Genomic DNA, 16,392 nt, shown 5'->3' on the forward strand with positions numbered 1-16,392 from the left:
CGGGCACACATCTGATCCGCCGGCCGCCTCGCCGACCAATCACCGCCGACGCCCGCCCTGCAACGCCTCCGGATTCGCGACACTGGCGGTATCGCCGGCATCGAACGCGAGGATGTTGTTGAACGCCGCCGAAAAATACAGTTCGTAGCTCTCCCGCTCCACGTAGCCGATGTGCGGCGTGCAGATCACGTTCTCCATGCGCAGCAGGCTGTAGCCTTGCAGGATCGGCTCGCTTTCGTAGACGTCGATCGCGACCATCCCCGGACGGTTGTGCGACAGCGCGTTCACCAGCGCACTCTCTTCGAGCAGCTCGGCGCGGCTCGTGTTCACGAGCAGCGCGGTCGGTTTCATGCGCATCAAATCGTCCTGCTTGACGATGCCACGCGTGTCGTCGTGCAGACGCAGATGCAGGGACAGCACATCGCTGGTCTCGAACAGTTCCTCGCGACTCGCCGCGACGCTGTAGCCATCGGCGCGAGCGGCTTCGCGCGAGTGCTCGCGGCCCCAGATCAGCACGTTCATGCCGAACGCCTTGCCATAGCCAGCGAGGAGTCGGCCGATCTTGCCGTAGCCCCAGATCCCTAGCGTCTGTCCGCGCAGCACTTGCCCCAAACCGAAGTTCGGCGGCAGCGCCGACGTCTTCAGCCCCGACTGCTGCCAGGCGCCCTGTTTAAGGTTTGCCACGTATTGCGGAATACGCCGTTGGGCGGCCATGATGAGTGCCCACGTCAGTTCGGCCGGCGCGACCGGCGAACCGCTGCCCTCGAGCACGGCAATGCCGCGCTCGGTACAGGCCGCTAGATCGATGTGGCTCGACACTTTGCCGGTCTGACTGATCATGCGCAAACGCGGCAGCTTGTCGAGTAGTTGCGACGTGATGCGGGTACGTTCGCGAATCAGAACGAGGGCGTCGACTTCCGCAAGACGGCTCGCAAGTTGTCCGAGACCGCGCACGGTATTGTTGAATACTTTGACTTCCTGGTCGGCCAGCAATTGAAAGCAGTCGAGCTTGCGAACGGCGTCCTGGTAATCGTCGAGGATGGCAATCTTCATGGTATGTAATTTGCGGCGCACCTCGTTGGTGCGAACGGAATGTTATGCTGACTGTCCCACCATGTGACTTAGGTCACACGTTGGTCTGGCTAGATGCCCTACCGTAGAAGCTGTCGCACACAAAAGAACGGCAACGCTACGTGAGGGCGAATTGAGAACGTTTTTAGCAGTTTGTTGCGTGTTGAGGCAAGCCGCTTTACACAAGGTTGCAGAAGCCTTGTAGGAAGCGCGCCTCCGCCTGGCAAGCTGTGTGGCCCAGGACGATCTGCGCAATCATGCGCCGCCAGTGGAAAATTGACACGTCGGCGCGATGAATTCAATGCCTCTCGCATGCAGCGTCCCCGGGCTTGTACCGTTTTTCTATTGCTTCAAACGGAGACAAGTCGATGAATCATCCCTCGTTCGAAGGCCAGCCCACTATCGAGGCGCCCACATGGATCAAACACCGCAAGCTGATCGACTGGGTCCAGCGCATCGCCGCGCTGACCAAGCCTGAAAAAGTGGTCTGGTGCGACGGCTCGCAGGAAGAATATGACCGCCTGTGCGCACAGATGGTCGAAGCCGGAACCCTGAAGAAACTCAACCCCGCCAAGCGTCCCAACTCCTATCTCGCCTGGTCCGATCCGTCCGACGTCGCGCGCGTCGAGGATCGCACCTTCATCTGCTCGCAGCGCGCAGAGGACGCCGGCCCCACCAACAACTGGATCGCCCCGGCCGAAATGCGCTCGACGCTCGACGGCCTGTTCGATGGCGCGATGCGCGGCCGCACGATGTACGTGGTGCCGTTCTCGATGGGCCCGCTCGGCTCGCCGATCGCGCATATCGGCGTCGAGTTGAGCGACAGCCCGTACGTCGCGACCAATATGCGCATCATGACGCGCATGGGCCGCAAGGTGTATGACGTGCTCGGCGAGGACGGCGAGTTCGTGCCGTGCGTGCATTCGGTCGGCGCGCCGCTCGCGGCGGGCGAGCAGGACGTGTCGTGGCCTTGCAACAAGACCAAGTACATCGTGCATTTCCCCGAATCGCGCGAAATCTGGAGCTTTGGCTCGGGCTATGGCGGCAATGCGCTGCTCGGCAAGAAGTGCTTCGCGCTGCGCATCGCATCGACGATGGGCCGCGACGAGGGCTGGCTCGCCGAACACATGCTGATTCTCGGCGTCACCTCGCCGGACGGGCGCAAGCATCACGTGGCGGCGGCGTTTCCGTCGGCGTGCGGCAAGACCAACTTTGCGATGCTGATCCCGCCGGCGGGCCTGAACGGCTGGAAAATCTCGACGATCGGCGACGACATCGCGTGGATCAAGCCGGGCAAGGACGGCCGCCTGTACGCGATCAATCCGGAAGCCGGCTACTTCGGCGTAGCGCCCGGCACGAGCGAAAAGACCAACTACAATGCGCTCGCCACGTTGAAGGAAAACGTGATCTTCACGAACGTCGCGCTGACCGACGACGGCGACGTCTGGTGGGAAGGCATGACCGACGAGCCGCCGGCGCATCTGATCGACTGGCAGGGCAAGGACTGGACGCCGGCCGAGGCAAAGGAAACCGGCCGCAAGGCGGCGCATCCGAACGCGCGCTTCACGGCGCCGGCTTCGCAGTGCCCGTCGATCGACGCGGACTGGGAAAACCCGGCCGGTGTGGCAATCGACGCATTCATCTTCGGTGGCCGCCGCTCGACCACCGTGCCGCTCGTCACTGAAGCGCGCAACTGGGTCGAGGGCGTCTACATGGCGGCGACGATGGGCTCTGAAACCACCGCCGCGGCGGCTGGACAGCAGGGCGTGGTGCGCCGCGATCCGTTCGCGATGCTGCCGTTCTGCGGCTACAACATGAGCGACTATTTCACTCATTGGCTGAAGACCGGCGAGCGTCTGCACCAGTTGAGCGCGACGCTGCCGAAAATCTTCTGCGTGAACTGGTTCCGCAAGGGCGCGGACGGCAAGTTCGTGTGGCCTGGCTTCGGCGAGAACATGCGCGTGCTGAGCTGGATGGTCGGCCGCATCGAAGGCACCGCGCAGGGCGAAGAGCATGCGTTCGGCATTTCGCCGCACTATGAGGACATCGACTGGAGCGGGCTGAACTTCAGCCGCGAGCAGTTCGAGCAGGTGATTTCCGTCGATGACGCTGCATGGCGCGACGAGCTCGTGTTGCACACGAAGCTGTTTGACACGCTGCAACACGGTCTGCCGCCGGCACTGACTGAGGCGAAGCGCGCGCTCGAGGAAAAACTCACAGCTTGATTATGTGAGTGCACACTCAGCATAAAAAGCCGCCCTCGGGCGGTTTTTTCGTTGGGCGCCCGGTTTATTTCCGTTTTTTCGAGTTCCGGAACGGCCGAACGACCGTTGCGTCTGTTCGAACAAAAAAGACAGAGCAAGCTGCAGCGCAGCAGATTGTTTTTGATTTGGGAATAATCGCTGGTCGGACCCCGGTTTTATCGACACAGTCGTACCAAAATTGACAATATTTCCTATTTTGCGGGCAACTTCTGCACGATTTTGCGAGTCGTAGGAGAATTCCAAGTTCGCTTCACTGGTTTTCACCAATTGTCAGGAAGCAGTAACAAGGCAGGGAGTTGTCCTATGGATCATTTGCAGTCGATGCGAGTTTTCGTCAAGGTGGCGGATCTCGGCAGTTTTGCCCGCGCCGCGAGCGCCATGGATATTTCCAACGCGGTCGCCACCCGTCACGTTGCCGACCTCGAGGGCCGTCTTGGTACGCGGCTGCTCAATCGCACGACCCGCAGCTTGTCGCTGACCGAATCCGGTCAGGTCTACCTCGAGCGCGCCCGTCAGATTCTCGACGAACTGGAAGACGTCGAACAGATGGTGGTCGCTCGCAATCACGAACCCGTCGGCACGCTACGCATCGTCGCGCCCGTCGTGTTCGGGCTGCATAACCTCGCGCCCGTGCTGCAAACGTACGCGGAGCGCTATCCAAAAGTCATTCCCGACGTCACGCTGGTCGATCGTCAGGTGGACCTCGTCGAGGAGGGCTTCGACGTCGGCGTGGTGATCGCGCGGCAAATGCGCAGCGCGAGTATCGTTACGCGGCGTCTGACCACGGGCTGCATGACCGTCTGCGCGACGCCGGCTTATCTGGAAAAGCATGGCATGCCGACGCGTCCCGAACATCTGCTCGAGCACCCGTGCCTGAGCCTGCCATCCGAATACTGGGGCGATGAACGCGTGTTTACGGGGCCGGAAGGCGAAGTGCGCGTGCGGCCGTCGAACGTGATCGTCGCGAACAACACGGAGATGCTGAGACAGTTTGCGCTGCTCGGCATGGGCACCGCGATTCTGCCGAGCTATCTGATCGGTCGCGACATGACGCGCGGCCGGCTCGTGCGTTTGCTCGGCGATTACCGTTTGCCGCAGGTCGAGATCAATATTGCGTACCCAAGCCGCCGTCACCTGCCGGCCAAGGTGCGCACGTTCATCGACCATCTGGTCGAGCACTTCAACCAGACGCCGAACAGCGTGCTCGGCGAGCAGTGGATCAAGGACGGTCTGGAGCGTCCGGCGACGTCGGCCGCGTTCGAGACTGCCGAGTCGCGCGCACCGGAAGCGTTCGATGGCGCCGAGCCGCTGTCGCGGCTTCTCGATAGCGAGCTGTCGCCGGCCGTGCCGAAGCCGATGACGAAGTCGTCCAATCGCAGTCCACGCCCGACGGCGTTATCGCCGCTGTAAATCTCTGAATGTCGAAGCCCGCAGCGATGCGGGCCGGCATTAAAAAGGCGCAGTCACCTCAAGTGACTGCGCCTTTTTTCAGTGCGCCCAGCATGGGCGCACTCCTGCGGGTGCAAGTCCCGCCATAAGCTGGTCACAGCGAATGAAGTGAAGCGCAACTGCATGAGGGCGACCGAGTGTGGGAAGGAAGCGTGGAGCGTAAATCGCGAGCCGATGAACAGGAACTGCATAGAAGGCGCTGCCAGGCAGGGCGAGCGGGCTGGAAACCGCGAAGCTCCCGTGACCAAGGCGACGTGGCGTAAATGCAGCGGTTGTGCGATGAAGGAGTGCGTTCTTACCTGGGGACGCCTCGCCTCATGCCTGAAAAGGCGACGGTGCTGAACCGGAGCGAGGTCTCAGCAGAGGTCATAGTAGCCACAGGACAGGCCGGCGAGGCTGAAGCTGGTGGCGAAGGACCGAACGGGAAGGAGTGTTCAACGACATGCCGACGCAACAGGCAAGGCGTCAGATGCCCGCGCGAGCGGGGCAAGCGGTGGCGGCGTGCGGTGAAGCTGCGCGTGAAGCCGTGAGCGACGAAGCCTGGGGCTCGCGGTGTGAGACGAAGAGCACAGGGTCAGCGCTGCTCTGGGCAGCGCTGACGAGAGAGAACCTGCTGCAGGCGCTCAAACGGGTGCGGGCCAACCAGGGTGCGCCGGGTGTTGACGGGCTGGACATTGACCAGACTGCGCGACATCTGGTGACAGCGTGGCCGGCAATACGGGAGCAACTGCTGCGGGGGACGTACCGGCCGATGCCGGTGCGACGGGTGACGATCCCGAAACCGGATGGTGGCGAGCGCGAGCTGGGCATCCCGACGGTGACGGACCGGCTGATCCAGCAGGCGTTGCTGCAGGTACTGCAACCGGTACTGGACCCCACCTTTAGCGAGCACAGCTACGGCTTCCGGCCCGGGCGGCGTGCGCACGACGCGGTGCTGGCCGCGCAGTCGTACGTGCAGTCGGGGCGGCGGGTCGTGGTGGACGTCGACCTGGAAAAGTTCTTTGACCGGGTCAATCACGACATTCTCATCGACCGGCTGCAGAAGCGTATCGGAGACCCGGGCGTCATCCGGCTGATCCGGGCGTACCTGAATGCGGGCGTGATGGGCGATGGCGTGGTGCAGGAGCGGCACGAGGGGGCGCCCCAGGGCGGTCCGCTCTCACCGTTGCTGGCGAACGTGCTGCTCGATGAGGTGGACAAGGAACTGGAGCGACGGGGGCACTGCTTCGTGCGCTACGCCGACGATGCGAACGTGTACGTTCGCTCACGCCGTGCGGGTGAACGGGTGATGGCGCTGTTGCGACGGCAGTACGGGCGGTTACGCCTGAAGATCAACGAAGCCAAAAGCGCGGTGGCAAGCGTGTTCGGTCGCAAGTTCCTGGGCTACAGCTTCTGGGTAGCGGCGGGGCGTGCGATCAAGCGCAAGGTGGCAGTCAAACCACTGGCCACGTTCAAGCAGCGCGTGCGGGAACTGACACGCCGGGGCGGTCGTAGTCTGGCGCAGGTGGTGGAGAAGCTGCGCCCCTACCTGCTGGGCTGGAAGGGCTACTTCCGTCTGGCGCAGACGCCGGGCGTGATGCGCGAACTGGACGAATGGGTGCGCCATCGCCTGCGCGCGATCCAGTTGAAGCACTGGAAGCACGGCACGACCATGTATCGGGAGCTGCGCGCACTGGGTGCGACCCATGATGTTGCGCGACAGGTAGCGGCCAACAGCCATCGCTGGTGGCGCAACAGCGGCAAGTTGCTCAACAGCGTGCTGCCCATTGCATGGTTTGACCGACTCGGCTTACCCCCTCTCTCCTGACCTCAACTTCCCGAACCGCCCGGTGCGGACCCGCATGCCGGGTGGTAATGGAATGGACGCCCCCGTCCGAAACGGCATCGATGTGCCAAAGTGGTAGTGCGTCGAAGCACGACCATCATCGGAGGAGGCGTCATCATGAACGTTACTACAGTCGGCATTGACCTTGCCAAGAATGTCTTCCAGGTCCACGGCGTCAACGAGCACGGCAAGCCGGTATTGACGAAGCAACTGAAGCGACACCAGATGGCCACCTTCTTTGCGAACCTTCCGGCGTGCCTCGTCGGTATGGAGGCTTGTGCCAGCGCTCACTTCTGGGCGCGGAAACTGCAAGCCTTCGGGCACACGGTGCGGCTTATGGCTCCCCAGTTCGTTAAGCCCTACGTGAAGACGAACAAGAATGACGTTGCCGACGCTGAAGCTATCTGCGAGGCCGTAGCTCGGCCGAATATGCGATTCGTGCCTGTCAAGAACATGGATCAACAGGTGGTTCTGGCATTGCACCGTGCCCGCCAGGGCTTTGTGCGCGCGCGTACTGCTCAGGCTAACCAGATCCGCGGGCTGCTAGGGGAATTCGGTCTCGTGATTCCTCGTGGGATTACGAGCATTGCGCCGCACGTGCCGCAGCTCATTGAAGATGCCAGCAACGAACTGCCGGGCTCGTTTCGGCTGTTGATACAGCGCCTGACCGATCACCTCAAGGAACTGGACCGGCAGGTGGAAGAGCTCGAGAAGCAGATTAAAGCCTGGCATCACATCAATGATGCGAGCCGCAGGCTGGCAGAGATTCCCGGCATCGGCCCGATCACTGCAAGCGCTCTGGTCGCCTCGGTGGGCGACGGCAAATGCTTCAGCAACGCTCGGCAATTGGCCGCCTGGCTCGGTCTCGTGCCGAGGCAGCATTCGAGCGGTGGCAAGCCGACGCTGCAGGGAATCAGTAAGCGCGGCGATACCTATTTGCGTACCTTGATGGTGCATGGTGCGCGCGCTGTCGTCCGCTACGTTGCCAACAAGTACGATGCCTCCTCGAGCTGGCTCCGTCGCCTACTGACGCGACGTCACACGAACGTTGCCGTGGTGGCGGTGGCCAACCGAAACGCTCGAATTGCCTGGGCGCTGCTGACCCAAGGCAGTACGTTCCGATCAGATTACGCGCCGTCCAAAGCCGGCGCGTAATCTGATCGGTTTAAAACAGGTTCTCCCCAAGAGGTTGCTCGGGCAAACGTGACGTGATGGCAAGATAGGTCAGACCGGGATCGGGAAACTCTGCCCTGCCACAGGCGCTTCGAGCGCGAGGTGGTGATTAGAGCCCGATCAGCAGATTCCATCAGGGACAGAGGCGTCGTCCGCCTCACAAACAGTCCGGATGTATGGCCGCAATCTCATCCCATCTGTCCATCGTTCACGAAGGCCTGGCAAAACGGGGGCGTCCATGTATGTGGCAGGGGCGTAGCCTCTTGGCTACCCCCTATGCCGATTGGACAGATGCGGACTACACCGCGGGCTGTGCACGGATCGCCGACTGCGGTGGCTAATGTAGCTATTCCTGCTGCCACCGCGAGCCGCCGATCCGAATCTCGCCCTACTAGCCGGTTTTTCGCGCCGCGGTCTTTTTCGCCGGTGCCTTTTTGGCCGCCGCGGACTTGGCGGCGGGCGCCTTCTTCGCCGCCACCTTCTTTTCCGCCGGCTCGGCCTTCACGGCCACCGCGGTATCACCTTCGTCCGCTTCCGACATCGCCTTGGCCGCGGAACGAGCACCCGAGGTCTTCGCCGCTGCGGTCTTCGCCGCCGCCGGCTCCTTCTTCTCGAATTCGAAGCCGATCTTGCCGTCGTTCTGCTTGACGAGGAAAGCTTTGAAGTTACGGCCGGTACGCGACGACTTGAAGTTCGTCAGCAGATCGGTGCGACCCTCCTCGAGCAGTTTGGCCATCTGCTCGCGGGCGATTTCCTGCTGCAGGATCACCTTGCCGGAACGGAAGTCGCACGACTTCGGATTCGCCACCGAGTTTTCGCAGACGTAGCTCATGCCATGCTCGAAAACGCGGCCTTGGCACTTCGGACACGCGCCGACCGGCTGCTGATCGGAGAAGTCGGGCGGCTCGCCGTCTTCGCCGGCCGCGTCCTGGCCGAAGTCGAACTCGAGCTTGTAATTCTTGATCTCGTCGTCGAGCGACAGTTTCAGGATCGCCGAGAACGGCCGCCCCATCTTGCTGCGGAAGCCCGACAGCGGCCCGATCGTCTTGTTCTGCAGCAGTTCTTCGACTTCGGCGATCTCGAACTGACGGCCGCCCGGAATCTTCGAGATCGAGAACTCGCACTTCGAGCACGCGAAACGCCGGTAGTTTTCCTTCACCTGGCCACCGCAATTCGGGCAAGGTGTCTGCAATGTCGCGTAATCGCCCGGGATCGTGTCGGAATCGTATTCCTTCGCGCGCTTGACGATAGTCTGCGTCATGCGCGCGATTTCCTGCATGAACGCGTCGCGTGGCAGGTTGCCGCGCTCCATCTGCGACAGCTTGTATTCCCATTCGCCGGTTAGCTCCGGCGCAGTCAGCTCCTTCACGCCGAGGCCGCGCAGCAGCGTCATCAGCTGGAAGGCCTTGGCGGTCGGAATCAGATCACGGCCTTCGCGGATCAGGTACTTTTCGGTGAGCAGACCTTCGATGATCGCCGCGCGCGTTGCCGGCGTGCCGAGCCCCTTGGCCGCCATCGCTTCGCGCAATTCGTCGTCTTCGACCAGTTTTCCCGCACCTTCCATCGCCGACAGCAGCGTCGCTTCGTTGTAGCGCGCCGGTGGCTTCGTGACCAGTTGCTGTGCGGCGATCTTGTCGGTCTTGACCTTTTCGTCTTTCTGCACCGGCACGAGGTTCGCGTCATCGCCGCTGGTTTCGCGGCCGTAGATCTGCAGCCAGCCCGGCTCGACGAGCACCTTGCCTTCGGTCTTGAAGTGATGGCCGACCACCTCGGTGATACGCGTCGTCACACGGTATTCGGCGGCCGGGAAGAACACCGAAAGGAAGCGCTTCACGACAAGGTCGTAGAGCTTCTGCTCCGGCTCGGACAGATTCTTCGGCGCCTGCAGCGTCGGGATGATTGCGAAGTGGTCGCTGATCTTCGAGTTGTCGAAGATGCGCTTGTTCGGCTTCACCCAGCCCTTGTCGAGCACCTGCTTCGCGAACGGCAGGTAGTTGTTGCTCTCCTTGAGCATGCCGAGCGTCTGCTTGACCGTGTCCAGATAGTCTTCCGGCAGCGCGCGCGCGTCGGTTCGCGGATAGGTCAGTACCTTGTGCTTTTCGTACAGCGCCTGAGCGAGACCCAGCGTGTTCTTCGCCGAAAAGCCGAAGCGGCCGTTGGCTTCTCGCTGCAGACTGGTCAGGTCGAAGAGCGCGGGCGACAGCTGCGTCGACGGTTTCGACTCCTCGGTCACCGTGCCGAGCTGGCCGCGGCAAGCCGCGACAATCGTCTCTGCCGTGGGCAGCGACCAGAGGCGCGAATCGCGCTTCTCCGGGTCGAACTCGTCGCGCTTGAATTTCGGGTCGAACCAGCGGCCTTCGTAGAAGCCGGCCGCGCAGACGAACTCCGCCTTCACTTCCCAGTAGTCGCGCGGCACGAAGCGTCGAATCTTCTCTTCGCGCTCGACGACGATCGATAGCGTCGGCGTCTGCACGCGCCCGACCGTGGTCAGGAAAAAGCCGCCGCCCTTGCTGTTGAACGCGGTCATCGCGCGCGTGCCGTTGATGCCGACGAGCCAGTCCGCCTCCGAGCGGCAACGCGCCGCGTCGGCGAGCGGCTGCATCTCTTCGTCGCTGCGCAGACGCGCGAAACCGTCGCGGATCGAGCCGGCCGTCATCGACTGCAGCCACAGCCGTTGCACCGGCTGTTTGGCTTTCGCGTGCTGCGCGATCAGGCGGAAAATCAGTTCGCCCTCGCGCCCCGCGTCGCATGCGTTGATCAGACGGTCGATGTCCTTGCGCTTCATCAGCCTGGTCAGCACCTTCAGGCGCGACTCGCTCTTCGCGATCGGATTCAGATCGAAATGCGGAGGAATGACGGGCAGATTGGCAAAGCTCCACTTGCCGCGCTTGACTTCGTAGTCGTCGGGCGCGGCGATTTCCAGCAGGTGGCCCACTGCCGACGAAAGGACGTAGTCGTCGCTTTCGTAGTACTCGTCATGCTTGGTAAAGCCGCCCAAAGCGCGCGCGATGTCGTTCGCGACAGAAGGCTTTTCGGCGATGATCAGTGCTTTGGACATGACTCGATGTGAGGTTGGTAGATCCGGGTTGGTGGCCTTGAGGGCCAACATGGCGCGCGACGCTCGCTTGAGACCTCTTTCGACCCAATAACGACCGCTTTATAGCACAAGGTGCGAACCCAACGGGTCAAGTGCCATAAAAGCGCGTCATCATAATTGCGCGTCCAGAGGTTGAGCAACTGCGGCAAACGCCGCGTGCGGACAGCGATGCCAGCCGCGATGCTGTCCCAAATGATCGGCGGGGGCCTGTGCCGCAAGCCGCGCGTCGCGAGGCTTTCCGTTTGACCGGGCGGCGCGCGAGGCCGCCTTCAGGCGACCGCCAGCGCCGGCCGCAGCTTTGGCGCACCGGTTACGCCGGGCAGCGCGGTCAGATCCGACAGCATCCGCTCGACGATCGACACCTGTGGCAAAACCGTACCGAAAAACCGTGTCGTCACCGAGTCTTCGATCAGGACGGTCGGGAAATTCTCGACGTCCAGATCGTCGAACCGATCCGCATGAGTTTCGATGTCGATCCATGCGAAACAGACTTCCGGGTGCCGCTCGGCCAGTTGGTTGAAGGAGTCCCGGTACTCGCGACACGTTCCGCACCACTCCGCGCACAGGCATGCAACGAACAGCGTGTCGGGTTCGTTGACGCGCTCGGCGATCCGGTCCTGGTCGGTGTCGAGGTTCAGCGCGGGCATGAAGTGATTTCCTTGTGTGTTTTGTCGGGTGCTTTGGCGCGAATGTAGCATGGCCGGTCGCGAAAAGTTGCCAATCTGCATTGACGCCGGTCAGTCTCGGCTCAGTCATGATGGGCTCGCATGAAGCGGCCGCCGGGCAGCAGCGTGACCTCGCCGGCGAGTTCGAGCCGGAGCAAGGCGGCGTGCAGGGCGGCGTTCTCCATCTCGGTACGGGCGGCGAGAATTTCAAGCGTGGTCGGCGAATGGCCGAGCGCGGCGAGCAGACGCTGTGAGTCAGGGGCGAGCGCCGGCTGCGGGGCCGGCCCGGACGCCGGTGAGTCGGCGAAGGCTGCGGTCGTAGCGGGCAAAGCGGTCCCACCCGACGAAACGTGCAAACCCGCATGCTCCAGCGGCACGGCCCGCTTCGCCGAGCGTCTCGCATCGCCCGCCGGCCGCCGGGCAAAACCGAGCTCCTCCAGCACCTCGTCAGGCGTTTCCACGAGCCGCGCTCCCTGCTTGATCATCCGATGACAGCCGCGCGACAACGGCGCGTAAATCGATCCGGGCAACGCGAACACGTCGCGCCCCATCTCATTGGCAAGCCGCGCGGTAATGAGCGAACCGGAACGCATAGCCGCCTCGACGATCACGACTCCGCTGACCAGCCCAGCGAGCAGCCGGTTGCGCTGTGGGAAGTTGGCGGCGCGTGCCGGCGTGCCGAGCGGCCACTCCGAGAGAATCGCACCCTGCGCGGCGATCTGCCGCGCGAGCGCTTGATGCGCGGCGGGATATACGAGGTCCGCGCCGGTGCCTACCACCGCGACCGTTCCGCCGACACCTTCCAACCCGCCCCGATGCGCGGCGCCGTCGATGCCGAGTGCGAGCCCCGATACGACCGTCACGCCCGCCGTCGACAGCTCTCGCGCGAACCGCCGCGCATCCTCGATGCCCTGCGGCGTCGCGCTGCGGCTGCCGACCAGCGCGACCGCGCGCGTATGCAGCAAATCAAGCCGGCCCTTTATATATAGGAGCGGTGGCGGATCGGGGATCGTCAGCAGCGCGGGCGGATAGGCGGGATCGTCGAGCGTGACGATCTGGTTGCCCGGCTGCTCGCGCCATGCGAGCACTGCATCGAGTTGGCCGTCGAACGCTGGACCCGGCGGCGCCAGCACCGCGCGCGCCGCGGCGTCACCGGCGACCTCCGCGAGCGTCTCCGGCGACTGCGCCAACAGCGCCTGCGGCAGCCCGAATGCGCCCAGCAACAGGCGCAACGCCGCGGGTTTTAGGCCCGGCGCAAGTGACAACCGCAGCCAGGCGGCAAGTTCGATACGGGTCGCGGGCAAGCTCTGCATGCGGGTCGCTCCTCTGGCGGGGCCTGCGGGCAGGCGGGCGCCATGCTAAAATTTTCATCATCCGAAATAAAAACGCGGAAATAAAACGGCAATGAGCCGCGAATAATCGCGGCGCCGCGCTTACCGGCGCGGGTTCGTCGTCGGGCGCACGAGGCGCGTTGAATCGAACCGGTTCGACATCATCTATCCTCTGCGTATTACGACGGGCTCACAACCTGGCCAAATGGCCAACGCGAGCCTCCAACGGTTGGCGGCGTCTCAAATCACACTCGAAATCATGGCTTTACTGAGCATCCTCAATTACCCGGACAAACGGCTGCACAAGGTGGCGAAGCCAGTCCCGGAGGTCAACGACCGTATCCGCCGTCTCGTCGCGGACATGGCCGAAACGATGTACGCGGCGCCCGGCGTCGGCCTCGCCGCCACCCAGGTGGACGTGCACGAACGCGTGATCGTGATCGACGTGTCGGAAACGCACGACGAACTGCTCGCGTTCATCAATCCGGAAATCGTCTGGTCGAGCGATGAGAGGAAGTTGTCGGAAGAGGGCTGCCTGTCAGTGCCCGGGATCTACGACAACGTCGAGCGTGCCGAGAAAGTGCGCGTGCGTGCGCTCAACGAGAAGGGCGAAACGTTCGAGCTCGATTGCGAGGGGCTGCTCGCCGTGTGCATTCAGCACGAAATGGATCACCTGATGGGCCACGTGTTCGTCGAGTATCTGTCGCCGCTGAAGCAAACGCGCATCAAGAACAAGATGAAGAAGCTCGCCCACGCGATGTAACGCGCTTTCAACTTGCCTACCGCCCATTCATGAGTCATTCGTTGCGCGTCATCTTTGCCGGCACACCGGAATTCGCCGCGGCCGCGCTGGCCGCGATTCATGGCGCCGGGTTTGCCGTGCCGCTCGTCTTGACGCAGCCGGACCGGCCGGCGGGTCGCGGCATGAAGCTGCAGGCGAGTCCGGTCAAGCGCTACGCACAGGAGCACGGCCTCGCGGTTGCGCAGCCCACGTCGCTGCGCCGCGCTGGCAAATATCCACAGGAAGCCGCCGCCGGCATCGAGCAACTGCGCGCGACGCCGCACGATGTGATGGTTGTCGCCGCCTACGGGCTGATCCTGCCCCAGGAAGTGCTCGACATTCCGCGCTTCGGCTGCATCAACATCCACGCGTCGCTGCTGCCACGCTGGCGCGGCGCGGCGCCGATTCATCGCGCGATCGAGGCGGGCGACACGCAAACCGGCATCACGCTGATGCAGATGGACGCTGGACTCGACACCGGCGCGATGATTTCCGAAGTACGCACCCCCATCTCCGCCGACGACACCACCGCCACGCTGCACGACCGCCTCGCCGGGGACGGCGCGCAACTGATCGTCGACGCACTGATCGAGCTCGAGCGCAGCGGCAAGCTGACGTCGATCCCTCAACCAACCGACGGCGTGACCTACGCCGAGAAAATCGCCAAGCACGAAGCGGCGCTCGACTGGCGCCGGCCGGCCGAGGCGCTTGCGCGTCAGGTGCGCGCGTTCGACCCGTTCCCCGGCGGCGCCGGCACGCTCGACGACGGCAGCACCGTCAAGATCTGGGCCGCCACCGCCGTGGCCCAGCCGGCGTCGGGCAGCAACAAGGCGCCAGGCACCATCGTCGAGGTTGCGCCCGACGGCGTGCTGGTCGCTTGCGGCGAAGGTGCACTGCGTCTGACGCAATTGCAGAAGCCCGGCGGCAAGCGCCTGCCGGTGCGCGAATTCCTTGCTGGCTCGCCGCTCGCCGCAGGCCAGCGCTTCCAGCTTCCTTAGGCGCAGTAAGCGCGTCTCGCACGCCGGAGCATCGTCCATTCGGCCGGTGTTCTCCGCGCCCGCCGCGAGCGCGACGCGCGTTAGAATCTTCCATGCAGCAGACCAGGTTTTCGAGGGTGCATCACATGTTCGGCATCGTCCATTTCGAGTTTTTCATCGTCGCGGTTTTTCTCCTGAACATTACGCCGGGGCCGGATACCGCTTATATCGTCGGGCGCAGCGTTGCCCAGGGCCGCGGCGCGGGGCTGATGTCGGCGCTCGGCATTTCGGCGGGCTGCTGCATTCACTCGCTTGCCTGCGCGTTTGGACTGACCGCGCTGCTGGCCGCGTCGGCTACGGCGTTCACCATTGTCAAATTCGTCGGCGCGATTTATCTGATCTATCTGGGGGTGCGCCTGATCTTCACGAAACCGGCCGCGGATGCGCCGGTCGGCGATGCGCGCGCGTCGTCCACGCCGAAGTCGCTGCGGCAGTTGTTCCTGCAAGGCTTCTGGACCAACGTTCTGAACCCGAAAGTCGTGCTGTTCTTCGTGTCGTTCTTCCCGCAATTCGTCACGACGGGCAGCGAACACAAGACCTTCGCGTTTCTCACGCTCGGCGCGGTCTTCGTGCTGATGAGCATGGTCTGGAACAGCTTCGTCGCGTGGATCGCGGGCAGCGTCACGCAGCGTTTCTCGGGCAAACCGGCGGTCAAGCGCTGGCTCGATCGCGGCGTCGGCAGCGCGTTCGTCGGGCTGGGCATCAAACTCGCGAGCGCCTCGCGATGATTGAATTTTCCCGCATCGCCACTATCTAACATTTCGCTTACAATCTGGCGCCGCAATCGCGCGGCACGGAGATGAAGGCCACGCTCGGGGCAAGGAGTTGCAGACATGTTTAACTGGGTGAAAACCGCGATGTTGATGGCCGCGATTACGGCCCTTTTCATCGTGATCGGCGGGATGATCGGCGGGTCGCGCGGCATGATGGTCGCGCTCGTGATCGCCCTTGGGATGAATTTCTTCTCGTACTGGTTCTCCGACAAGATGGTCCTGCGCATGTACAACGCGCAGGAAGTCGACGAAAACAGCGCGCCGCAGTTCTATCGGATGGTGCGCGATCTCGCCACGCGCGCGAACCTGCCGATGCCGCGCGTCTACCTGATCAACGAAGACGCGCCGAACGCGTTCGCCACCGGCCGCAACCCGGAGCATGCGGCAGTCGCAGCGACCACCGGCATTCTGCGCGTACTGTCCGAGCGCGAAATGCGAGGCGTAATGGCGCACGAACTCGCGCACGTGAAGCATCGCGACATTCTGATCTCGACGATTTCGGCGACCATGGCCGGCGCGATTTCCGCGTTGGCGAACTTCGCGATGTTTTTCGGCGGCCGCGACGAAAACGGCCGTCCCGCGAACCCGATCGCGAGCATCGCGGTTGCGCTGCTCGCGCCGATTGCGGGTGCGTTGATCCAGATGGCGATTTCGCGTGCGCGCGAATTCGAAGCCGACCGGGGCGGCGCGCAGATTTCGGGCGACCCGCAGGCACTGGCGTCGGCGCTCGACAAGATCCATCGCTATGCGAGCGGCATTCCGTTCCCGACGGCCGAGGCGCATCCGGCCACCGCGCAGATGATGATCATGAATCCGCTGTCGGGCGGCGGTATCGCGAGTCTGTTCTCGACGCACCCTGCGACCGAGGAACGCATCGCGCGTTTGATGGAAATGGCGCGCACCGGGCGCTTCGACTGAGGCGCCGC

The 16,392-nt window shown here is 63.3% G+C and carries 13 protein-coding genes; 8 read left to right on the forward strand and 5 right to left on the reverse strand.

Annotation, left to right across the window (positions count from 1 at the left end):
* Positions 1–39 precede the first annotated feature (39 nt).
* On the reverse strand, positions 40–1,053 hold the full coding sequence (locus tag F6X40_RS35240; RefSeq protein ID WP_184025762.1) for a D-2-hydroxyacid dehydrogenase family protein: 1,014 nt from the start codon (positions 1,051–1,053) through the stop codon (positions 40–42).
* A gap of 386 nt (positions 1,054–1,439) precedes the next feature.
* Between F6X40_RS35240 and F6X40_RS35245 the strand changes: the two genes are divergently transcribed.
* On the forward strand, positions 1,440–3,296 hold the full coding sequence (locus F6X40_RS35245; protein ID WP_187631056.1) for a phosphoenolpyruvate carboxykinase (GTP): 1,857 nt from the start codon (positions 1,440–1,442) through the stop codon (positions 3,294–3,296).
* Here F6X40_RS35245 and F6X40_RS35250 read toward each other — a convergent pair whose 3' ends face one another.
* On the reverse strand, positions 3,297–3,599 hold the full coding sequence (locus tag F6X40_RS35250) for a hypothetical protein (protein ID WP_222946256.1): 303 nt from the start codon (positions 3,597–3,599) through the stop codon (positions 3,297–3,299).
* 39 nt (positions 3,600–3,638) lie between these two features.
* On the opposite strand from F6X40_RS35250, the gene F6X40_RS35255 reads away from it, so the two are divergent.
* The 3 genes from F6X40_RS35255 (at position 3,639) to F6X40_RS35265 (ending at position 7,764) form a co-directional block, all read left to right on the forward strand.
* Complete coding sequence (locus tag F6X40_RS35255) at positions 3,639–4,745, forward strand: LysR family transcriptional regulator (RefSeq protein WP_090802249.1); 1,107 nt, start codon at positions 3,639–3,641, stop codon at positions 4,743–4,745.
* 481 nt (positions 4,746–5,226) lie between these two features.
* Positions 5,227–6,591 carry a group II intron reverse transcriptase/maturase gene (gene ltrA, locus F6X40_RS35260; protein ID WP_187631058.1) on the forward strand — a complete coding sequence of 455 codons (1,365 nt, stop codon included), beginning with the start codon at positions 5,227–5,229 and terminating at the stop codon, positions 6,589–6,591.
* Between the two features lie 135 nt (positions 6,592–6,726).
* A complete protein-coding gene (locus F6X40_RS35265; RefSeq protein WP_187631059.1) occupies positions 6,727–7,764 on the forward strand; it encodes an IS110 family transposase in 1,038 nt (345 codons plus the stop codon).
* A gap of 409 nt (positions 7,765–8,173) precedes the next feature.
* Here F6X40_RS35265 and F6X40_RS35270 read toward each other — a convergent pair whose 3' ends face one another.
* The 3 genes from F6X40_RS35270 to dprA form a co-directional block, all read right to left on the reverse strand.
* Positions 8,174–10,840, reverse strand: coding sequence for a DNA topoisomerase III (locus tag F6X40_RS35270; protein WP_187631060.1), 2,667 nt, complete (start codon positions 10,838–10,840; stop codon positions 8,174–8,176).
* Between the two features lie 308 nt (positions 10,841–11,148).
* A complete protein-coding gene (locus tag F6X40_RS35275; protein ID WP_018418960.1) occupies positions 11,149–11,526 on the reverse strand; it encodes a thioredoxin family protein in 378 nt (125 codons plus the stop codon).
* 101 nt (positions 11,527–11,627) lie between these two features.
* Positions 11,628–12,857: a DNA-processing protein DprA gene (dprA, locus tag F6X40_RS35280; protein ID WP_187631061.1), complete on the reverse strand. Its 1,230-nt coding sequence runs from the start codon at positions 12,855–12,857 to the stop codon at positions 11,628–11,630.
* Between the two features lie 277 nt (positions 12,858–13,134).
* On the opposite strand from dprA, the gene def reads away from it, so the two are divergent.
* From def to htpX, 4 genes are all read left to right on the forward strand, one after another.
* Positions 13,135–13,638, forward strand: a complete 504-nt coding sequence (def, locus tag F6X40_RS35285; RefSeq protein WP_187631062.1) for a peptide deformylase — start codon at positions 13,135–13,137, stop codon at positions 13,636–13,638.
* A 29-nt stretch (positions 13,639–13,667) separates the two neighbouring features.
* Positions 13,668–14,654 carry a methionyl-tRNA formyltransferase gene (gene fmt / locus F6X40_RS35290; protein ID WP_187631063.1) on the forward strand — a complete coding sequence of 329 codons (987 nt, stop codon included), beginning with the start codon at positions 13,668–13,670 and terminating at the stop codon, positions 14,652–14,654.
* Positions 14,655–14,779: 125 nt separating this feature from the next.
* Positions 14,780–15,421, forward strand: a complete 642-nt coding sequence (locus F6X40_RS35295) for a LysE family translocator (protein WP_187631072.1) — start codon at positions 14,780–14,782, stop codon at positions 15,419–15,421.
* A 105-nt stretch (positions 15,422–15,526) separates the two neighbouring features.
* Complete coding sequence (htpX, locus tag F6X40_RS35300) at positions 15,527–16,384, forward strand: zinc metalloprotease HtpX (protein ID WP_018418965.1); 858 nt, start codon at positions 15,527–15,529, stop codon at positions 16,382–16,384.
* Positions 16,385–16,392: the final 8 nt, after the last annotated feature.

This window comes from Paraburkholderia sp. UCT31 (genome assembly GCF_014397655.1).
Lineage (GTDB): Bacteria > Pseudomonadota > Gammaproteobacteria > Burkholderiales > Burkholderiaceae > Paraburkholderia > Paraburkholderia tuberum.

What these genes read in the sequence shown, in the direction of transcription:
- fmt (WP_187631063.1), top strand. Translation starts at nt 13,668, where the DNA reads ATGAGTCATTCGTTGCGCGTCATCTTTGCCGGCACACCGGAATTCGCC.
- F6X40_RS35270 (WP_187631060.1), bottom strand. Translation starts at nt 10,840, where the DNA reads ATGTCCAAAGCACTGATCATCGCCGAAAAGCCTTCTGTCGCGAACGAC.
- ltrA (WP_187631058.1), top strand. Translation starts at nt 5,227, where the DNA reads ATGCCGACGCAACAGGCAAGGCGTCAGATGCCCGCGCGAGCGGGGCAA.
- F6X40_RS35245 (WP_187631056.1), top strand. Translation starts at nt 1,440, where the DNA reads ATGAATCATCCCTCGTTCGAAGGCCAGCCCACTATCGAGGCGCCCACA.
- F6X40_RS35275 (WP_018418960.1), bottom strand. Translation starts at nt 11,526, where the DNA reads ATGCCCGCGCTGAACCTCGACACCGACCAGGACCGGATCGCCGAGCGC.
- F6X40_RS35255 (WP_090802249.1), top strand. Translation starts at nt 3,639, where the DNA reads ATGGATCATTTGCAGTCGATGCGAGTTTTCGTCAAGGTGGCGGATCTC.
- F6X40_RS35265 (WP_187631059.1), top strand. Translation starts at nt 6,727, where the DNA reads ATGAACGTTACTACAGTCGGCATTGACCTTGCCAAGAATGTCTTCCAG.
- def (WP_187631062.1), top strand. Translation starts at nt 13,135, where the DNA reads ATGGCTTTACTGAGCATCCTCAATTACCCGGACAAACGGCTGCACAAG.
- htpX (WP_018418965.1), top strand. Translation starts at nt 15,527, where the DNA reads ATGTTTAACTGGGTGAAAACCGCGATGTTGATGGCCGCGATTACGGCC.
- F6X40_RS35295 (WP_187631072.1), top strand. Translation starts at nt 14,780, where the DNA reads ATGTTCGGCATCGTCCATTTCGAGTTTTTCATCGTCGCGGTTTTTCTC.
- F6X40_RS35240 (WP_184025762.1), bottom strand. Translation starts at nt 1,053, where the DNA reads ATGAAGATTGCCATCCTCGACGATTACCAGGACGCCGTTCGCAAGCTC.
- dprA (WP_187631061.1), bottom strand. Translation starts at nt 12,857, where the DNA reads ATGCAGAGCTTGCCCGCGACCCGTATCGAACTTGCCGCCTGGCTGCGG.